Annotated in this window: 9 protein-coding genes and 1 pseudogene; 2 read left to right on the top strand and 8 right to left on the bottom strand. The window is 50.1% G+C overall.

Annotation, left to right across the window (positions count from 1 at the left end):
* Positions 1–213: 213 nt before the first annotated feature.
* The 6 genes from HUF13_RS16915 to HUF13_RS16890 form a co-directional block, all read right to left on the bottom strand.
* Positions 214–1083, bottom strand: a complete 870-nt coding sequence (locus HUF13_RS16915) for a phosphatase PAP2 family protein (protein ID WP_173476201.1) — start codon at positions 1081–1083, stop codon at positions 214–216.
* A 16-nt stretch (positions 1084–1099) separates the two neighbouring features.
* On the bottom strand, positions 1100–1717 hold the full coding sequence (locus HUF13_RS16910; protein WP_173476200.1) for a flavodoxin: 618 nt from the start codon (positions 1715–1717) through the stop codon (positions 1100–1102).
* A gap of 17 nt (positions 1718–1734) precedes the next feature.
* Positions 1735–2322: a DapH/DapD/GlmU-related protein gene (locus HUF13_RS16905; RefSeq protein WP_173476199.1), complete on the bottom strand. Its 588-nt coding sequence runs from the start codon at positions 2320–2322 to the stop codon at positions 1735–1737.
* A 10-nt stretch (positions 2323–2332) separates the two neighbouring features.
* Positions 2333–2773, bottom strand: a complete 441-nt coding sequence (locus HUF13_RS16900) for a nuclear transport factor 2 family protein (protein WP_173476198.1) — start codon at positions 2771–2773, stop codon at positions 2333–2335.
* A gap of 6 nt (positions 2774–2779) precedes the next feature.
* Positions 2780–3631 (bottom strand): aldo/keto reductase, encoded by an 852-nt coding sequence (locus HUF13_RS16895; RefSeq protein ID WP_173476197.1) that lies wholly within the window; start codon positions 3629–3631, stop codon positions 2780–2782.
* Between the two features lie 231 nt (positions 3632–3862).
* Positions 3863–4216: a cyclophilin-like fold protein gene (locus HUF13_RS16890; RefSeq protein ID WP_173476196.1), complete on the bottom strand. Its 354-nt coding sequence runs from the start codon at positions 4214–4216 to the stop codon at positions 3863–3865.
* Positions 4217–4498: 282 nt separating this feature from the next.
* Between HUF13_RS16890 and HUF13_RS16885 the strand changes: the two genes are divergently transcribed.
* Positions 4499–5290, top strand: a complete 792-nt coding sequence (locus HUF13_RS16885) for a PhzF family phenazine biosynthesis protein (RefSeq protein ID WP_173476195.1) — start codon at positions 4499–4501, stop codon at positions 5288–5290.
* Positions 5291–5327: 37 nt separating this feature from the next.
* Here the strand turns inward: HUF13_RS16885 and HUF13_RS16880 are convergent, their stop codons facing one another.
* The gene (locus tag HUF13_RS16880; protein ID WP_173476194.1) at positions 5328–6482 is read right to left on the bottom strand and encodes a Bcr/CflA family efflux MFS transporter; all 1155 of its coding nucleotides are present in this window, start codon (positions 6480–6482) and stop codon (positions 5328–5330) included.
* 174 nt (positions 6483–6656) lie between these two features.
* Here HUF13_RS16880 and HUF13_RS16875 point away from each other — a divergent pair, with 174 nt between their 5' ends.
* Positions 6657–7322, top strand: a complete 666-nt coding sequence (locus HUF13_RS16875; RefSeq protein ID WP_173476193.1) for an MmcQ/YjbR family DNA-binding protein — start codon at positions 6657–6659, stop codon at positions 7320–7322.
* 70 nt (positions 7323–7392) lie between these two features.
* On the opposite strand, the pseudogene HUF13_RS17690 reads toward HUF13_RS16875, so the two are convergent.
* Positions 7393–7504: pseudogene (locus tag HUF13_RS17690) on the bottom strand (alpha/beta hydrolase); the annotation flags it as partial.

Raw genomic sequence — 7504 nt, 5'->3', positions numbered from 1 at the left:
GTTCTTACCCGTATAGCGCAGGTTTACCGTAATGTTGCTCATGGCACTCTCCGCAAACACGCTCGCAGCGAGCGCAAGGATTGAAAATAGTGTTAAAAATTTGAATTTCATTGGACTACTCCGAAATGTTTCGCATATAATATAAATATTTTCGAAGCATGCGCAAAATGCTTAATTTTCATGCTCAGTATGCGTGGTACGCATAGTGGAAAATTATATTCTCACGCTGAGCACGGCGCCTTTGGTGTCGTCAAAGAATAGCGGGGCGATGGTGACCTTGGGCGGGGTCTGCTTTTCGCCGACTTTTTCCTTGTAGAACACGCTACCGATGTACCAGCCGATGGAGGCTCCCATCAGGGTGCCCGCGACGGCGTCGGAAAACCAGTGGGCTTCTCCTTTTGCGCCGAGCACCATGCTTGTCGCGATGTAGCCTGTATACAGGGCGCAGCCCGCCACGACGAGAGGCTTGTCGCGGTTGTAGCTTGCGATGCTCATGGCCATGGCCGCGTTGGTCATGGAATGCCCCGAGGGCCAGCCGTAAAAGACGCCGCGCCTAAAAAATCCCCATTTGAAATCGCGGGAACGCTCGCCGCTGTTGAGTTCCGCGTCAGGGTGCTCGCGAGCCGAAATCGCCTTGAGGATGTTGTTGTAGAGGAACGCCACGGCGGTGGCCTGCACGGCGACGGCACCGGTGTTGTTCAGCGCGCGGTTGTCGCTGATAAAGTACATGTAGCCCGGAACAAGAATCGGGAAGAACGTCCCCATCATCATGCCGGGAGTGAACGCGATGCCGTACGCCAACTGGTCCTGACGGGCCGCAAAACGCGCCACCATCAAGTCGTTATTTTCCATCGAGAACTTGTACGTAAGCGCTCCACCGAGCATGTGGAACCCGAGCGGCCAGCCGAACGCACTCAGCAACATGTTATGGCCCAGGTGATTGAGCGGAGAAAGCTTTTGCGCGGTATCGACAGTCACCGAGGTTGTTACGGAATCTGCTTCGACAGCAGCGGAACCCGTGGCACAGGCAAAAGCCAAAACCACCATCCAACGAAGCGCTATTTTGTCTAGACGAAAAATCAAGATTTGACCTCGTTTATTATTTCGAGAGCGCCTTCACCCATTCGCGGACAACGGCTTCGGAATCCTTGACCTTGCTTCCGCGCACAGAAAGGGCGGTTTTCTTGTCGAATGCGGCGCCCTTCGCCTGCATCAGCTTTTCGAGCGTAGGGAGGCTCCCTGCACCATCGGACGACCCTTCGTGAGAGAAGAACGCATAGACGTTTTTGCCTTGCAGGTTCGCCTGCTTCAGGAATGTCATCACGGGCATCGGCACGTCGTACCACCAGACCGGAAAGCCGACAAACACGGTCTTGTAACGTTCCATTTCTTCGTCGCTCAGGGAGAGGTTTATCTCGGGATAAATGTTTTCGTCCTTTTCCTTTTTGGCGACATCGACGGTTTCGTTGTAGCTAACAGGGTATTCTTCCTTGCGCAAGATGCGGGCGTAATCGGCTCCGACTTCGTCGGCAATCCAGTGCGCCATGCTCCGCAGGTGTCCAGACCAGGTGAAATACACGACCAGCACATCGCCTTTTTTCGAGAAATCCGCATCGGCGTTCTGGTCAGTCCTGTTGCGCTCGGCACAGCCCACCAAGGAGAGCAGGGCAAGCGCGAACGTTAAGACAAGAGTGTAAATTCTAGCGAGTTTTTTCATGGAGTGTTCCTTTCGGGCTATCTTTCTTTCTGTTCGGTCGGGTCCTGCATCTTGATGACTTTCGCAGGGACGCCTCCCACCACAGCATAGGCGGGCACATCCTTCGTGAGTACGGCTCCCGCAGCAACCACTGCATATTCGCCGACGGTCACGCCCGGGCAAATCGTCACGTTCATACCAATCCATGCATTTCTCTTGATGGTGACCTTGCCGTAGGTGTACTTAGTATGCCGTTCGTTGAAATCGTGGTTGATTGTCGCGATACGCACTCCCGGAGCAATGGAAACCCCGTCTTCAAACTCGATTCCGCCCGAAGCGCTCAGGATGGCGGAATGGTTGATGAATACGCCCTTGCCGAACTTGACGCGGTTCCCGAAATCGCAAATGAACGGGGTCAAAATTCGGATTCCGTCGAGGCTCCGGCCGAATAGTTCTTCTAGGTCCTTGACATAGCCGGGATCGTCGGGCAACTTGGCGTTGGCCTTGGCGCAAAGAACACGCGACCGCATCATCTCGTCAACGGCCTCCTTGAAATAACTTTCCCGAACGTCGGTAGGGCCGCCGTTATCCATCAATTCGTAAACATAACCTTGCCTGTAATCCATTTTCACTCCTTTAATAAGTGCTCGCCTGCGAGAAAGTGAACTTCCACTTGCCGCGAACTTTTTTTAGTTTCATATCTTGTTGCAAGCGCCAGGTGTGGCGTCCGCCGCCATAAACAGCCGCATTTACCCGACTCTTGCCCTTGAGCGTTGCACTGTCGCCATCCACAGTCACAAAAATTTCGTCATGTTCCATGGAATAGTAGTTAAGTGTTCCATCCTTGACAGCATCCAGATATTCCTTCTTGTTCATGCGAGAACCGGTCATGTGCACAAGCTGAAAATCATCGTCATGGATTTCGTTCATAGTAGCCATGTCCTTTTGGACCATGGCCTTGCACATCTGCCCATAAAGAGCCTTGATTTTGGATTCGTCATCGGACGCAGCAACGACCGGCGACATCAGGAAAGCCGCAGCAAACAACGTATTCAACATACAGCGAATAAAACCCATTACATTTTACTCGTGAATCTTGTAATTATTCAGGAGCATTTCGCCCACGCCGGGAGCTTCCGGATCGTGGGTCCCTTTCCCCTTGTCCAAAGCCCTCATTTGCTCCATTTCGCCTTCGGAGAGTTCAAAGTCGAAGATATCAAGATTCCCCTTGATGCGCTCCGGGTTAGTAGACTTGGGCAATACGATGATCCCGCTCTGGATTTCAAACCGGAGAATCACCTGCCCTGCGTTCTTGCCGTATTTTTTTGCCAGCGCAACGACAATCTCGCTGGCAAGCAACTCCTTGTCACCGTGTCCCAGAGGATACCATGCTTCCAGCCTGACGCCTTGCGGGTCAAGAAGCTTGCGCAGTTCCTTCTGCTGGAAATAGGGGTTGCATTCCACCTGGTTCACGCTTGGAATTGTCGAAAAACGGGGCACGAAGCTGTTCCAAATTTTCGGCGTCATATTGCTTACGCCAATAGAACGAATTTTTCCCGCTTCCTTTGCTTCTTCTAAAGCCTTCCAAGCCCCTTCGACATCACCGTAAGGCTGGTGCAGCAAGTAAAGGTCCATGTAATCCATGCCCAGGTTCTTGAGAGATGTATCGACACCTTTCTTGGCCGCATCGTAGCCATAATCCTGCAGCCAGAGTTTGCTTGTAATAAAGACTTCGTCGCGCTTGATACCCGAATCGCGGACGGCCTTGCCTACATCGCTTTCATTCATATAGGCGGCTGCCGTATCGATATGTCGATACCCCGCCTTGAGTGCGTCCAGCACGGCACGGTAAGTTTCACCACCGTTCGGAATCATGAATACGCCAAAACCCACTGTCGGAATTTCGACACCGTCGTTCAACTTGATTCTTTCCATAACACGTCTCCTTTTATAGATAATATAAACCTTTGAGTCTACTCTAAGTCAAGTCTTTTTTCATAAATAGACATAGTTATACATTCTTTCGCTTATTTTGCACACTGTGCAATTATGTTCTTGCATTTGCATTTCAAGAAGTTTTTTTTAGCATGTACCAAAGGCAAACGCTACAGCGAGAACTATTAGGAGAATCATGGATGAAACGTAAAATGTTAGAGCTTTCGCTGTTTATTCCACCGAAAATGTCGCCTTCACGTTCCCTTTGCCGAGGATCTGCTGGAGGCGTTTCTTGTTTACGTTGTCGATACGTGCGAGGCGCGTGAAGTTCCAGGAATTCTTGTCGTAGTAGATGGTGATGGAATTGCCCTGGTAAAGGATGATGTCGCCTGCGTCGGTGTCGATTTGCTTGTCGTTGCGCGGAAAACTGCGCGGCAGGTCGGCCACCTTCTCGAAACTGCCGTAGTCGTGCATGTCGAGCGTCATGTCGCCCTGCGCGAGGAATTCGGCGAAGGCCTCGGCCGAGGAATTTTCTTCAAGCGTTGCCGTGAAGATGGTATCGTTCACATGGATTTTGAGTTTCACGGGAGCCTCCGTTTGGGTAGATGAACTTGTTGGTACTGCGCCGGGCGTTTTACTTGCGGATGATTTCGGCGTCTGAGTTTCAGGTTGCGACGAATGGCTCGCGGCGTCGCTGCAGGCCACGAGAAAGAACAACGCTATAAGGACAATGTTTCGCATACACACAATATAAATAATTGTGCGAGCGATTCAAAATACTTATTTGCTATGACTCACTATGCCTTTTGTGCATAATAATGTATATTGGACATGCGCAATGAAGCGCATTTTTAGATAGGCATTCTAATGAAACAATACATCGTCGACGCCTTTACGGACAAGTTGTTCAAGGGAAATCAAGCTGCAGTTTGTGTCATGGAAAAATGGATTCCGGACGATCTGATGCAAAACATTGCAATAGAAAATAATTTTTCAGAAACAGCGTTTACCGTAAAGAATAGCGACGGTTGTTATGACTTGCGCTGGTTCGCTCTTGGCGGCGAAATTGATTTTTGTGGGCATGCTACACTAGGCACTAGCTTTGTGTTGTTCTCTTTTTACGAGAAAAAATCTTCGACTATTGTCTTCCATACGCGGCAAAAAGGCGATTTTATTGCCAAGAGAAAAGAAAAAGGCATCACCATGTCTTTCCCCGCGTTTTCGCTCAAACCGGTTCCTGTTACAGATTTGATGACGAAGGCCTTTGGCGCAAAACCGAAGGAAGCCTTTTTCGACAGAGACTTACTTTGTGTATTTGATTCTGTTGATTCGATTAAAAATATGAGTCCAAGTGAAAAAGACTTAAAAGAATTGGGCGGCACTTGCATTGGAGTGACGGCAAAGGGGGATGATGGATTCGACTGCGTTTCTAGAGTTTTCGCACCTCAGTTAAATATATATGAAGATCCTGTAACAGGCTCTACGCACTGTATGATTGCCCCCTATTGGTCAAGCGTTCTCGGAAAGAGGAATATCAAAGCATTTCAAGCTTCAAAACGAGAAGGGGTTTTACTTTGCGAGGTAAACGGCGAGAGCGTTTCTATAACCGGGAACGCAGTTCTGTTTAGTTCCTGCGAACTGAATGTTGCTATTGACTAGGTAGGGCGACAGCGTCGGCACACACAAGCAGGTTTGCTTACCTAGAATAAAACACAGCCACAAGCGTCAAAACGGCACCCACAACTAGGACGATCGAGACACTTGAGGCAATGTCCCCCATGCCGACCAGCGGAGAGACGATTCCGCCCATCAAGAAGCCCGATGCCCCGATGGCCGCGGCTGCGGTGCCTGCATTAGCACGTTCCGCATTCAAAGCCAATGCGTTTGCAGGGGGCTGACTCATGCCGAACATGAACGTAAGCCCCATGAAAGCGACTTGCAGAATCGGGAGTAAAGCGTGCGTCATGAGGGTGACAGCAACGGCAATTGCGAAAACGAACATTCCCGTACCTGCGATTTTCAGGGCCTTGAATTCGCTGCCGAATTTACCCGACAACGCGCAACCGATGGCCGTGAAAACGGCATTCAGCGCAAAGCACAGGCTAAAGCCGACAGGCGAAAGACCGTAGATTTTTTGGTAGATAAACGGCGAAGACGCGATATACCCGAACAAGATAATCATTGGGAATGTGCATACCAAGAAATACGATACGTAGGCGCGGTTCTTGAACACTTTTGCATACAAGCTAAAGCTCGCAAAGACAGATTTTTTGCTGCGGCGTTTTACCGAGAGCGATTCCTGGAATTTCCCTGACATAAAGAGCAGCAATGCGCCGTACAGAAGCAACACCGCAAAAGTTCCCTTCCAGCTCATGAAATTCAGCAAGAATCCGCCTAGCACCGGGGCTATAATCGGGGCGACTCCGTTCACAGCGCTCACCATGGCAAGGAACTTGGTGAGGACGGGACCACGGTAGGAATCCGCCGAAATGGAACGCGCTATCACGATGCCGCCGGACGCCGCCATGCCCTGCAACAAACGAAACACGTTGAAGGTTACGATGTTCGGCGCGACAATGCAAGCGACAGTCCCGCAAACAAAAAGCAACAGACAAACTAGCAACAACTTTTTGCGGCCGTACTTGTCGCTCAGCGGGCCTACAAAGAGCTGCCCCACCGAAAGCCCGAGCATGCTCATGGTGAGGCTCAGCTGTGCCATCGAGGGGCTTGCCGCAAAGTAATCGGCAAGGCTCGGGAGGGCCGGCAAGTAAAGGTCCGTCACGAAGGGGCCAAATGCCGAAAGCAGTCCAAGCAACAGCATAAGGAAAGTGAATTTCTGTTTTCCGCTCATAAATTCCTCTTGGCGAAACCGCATGGAATCGCCATAAAAAAAGCCCGCAAAGCCTTACAACTGGACTTATGCGGGACCGCTACACGTTGATTTCGCAAGCGAATTTAGGAAAAAATTTTTCCGTTGGCAAGTTCTTGACAAAGCCAAAAAATAAATTTATCTATCTTTTCGTTTGTGACAGGCATCGAAGAACAATTCAACGGCAAGAAACTCCTTGTCAAGAAGCTCATTCCGTTCGGGTTCACGAAGGAAGGGTCTAACTATGCGCTCGTCCGCGAAATACTTGGCGGGCAATTCCGTCTGGAAATCAGAGTGGGACGGGGCAAGAAGGTTTCAGTCAAGGTCTTCGACAACGATTCCGGCGAAGAATACCTACTGTTTTCGGTGCTGTCAGTGCAGGGGGCCCTCGTGGGTCGCATCCGCAAAGAAGTTTCCGTTATTACGGATAAATTTATAGGCGAATGTTTCGAGACGCAGATTTTCAAAAGGAAATCAGCGAATGACCTGATTGGATACGCGGAGCAAAAATACGGAGACAAGCCCGAATATCTGTGGGAACGGTTTCCGCAATTCGCCGCCATCCGCAAGCACGAAAACAAGAAATGGTATTGCCTATTGGGGACTGTCGAAAAATCAAAAGTTGGCCTCAAAGGCGACGAGATTATCGAAGTGGCGAACTTCAAGATAGTCCCGAAGGAATTGCTGGGACTCCTGAAAAAGCCTGGCTACCTCCCCGCATACCACATGAACAAGAAAAGCTGGGTAACCGTCCTCCTTGACGGAACGGTGCCGCTAACCGAAATCAAGAAATTGCTGGATAAAAGCTACACGCTGGCGTGAATAAGCAACAAAGGTCACAATTTGTGACCTTGAACAGCAGCGATAATTGTCGCGGTTAGATGACTTTTGCTTACTTCAAGTTTGTCTTGAAGAATTCGTTCAGCTTTTCGAAGGGGATTTTTTCCAGGTTGTCGTAGAGGTCCACGTGGGAGGCTCCGGGGATGACGAGGAGTTCCTTGTTG

The sequence above is a fragment of the Fibrobacter succinogenes genome, from assembly GCF_902779965.1.
Lineage (GTDB): Bacteria > Fibrobacterota > Fibrobacteria > Fibrobacterales > Fibrobacteraceae > Fibrobacter > Fibrobacter succinogenes_F.
The sequence above is the reverse complement of the archived record's forward strand: the minus strand, read 5'-3'. Positions and strand labels throughout refer to the sequence as shown.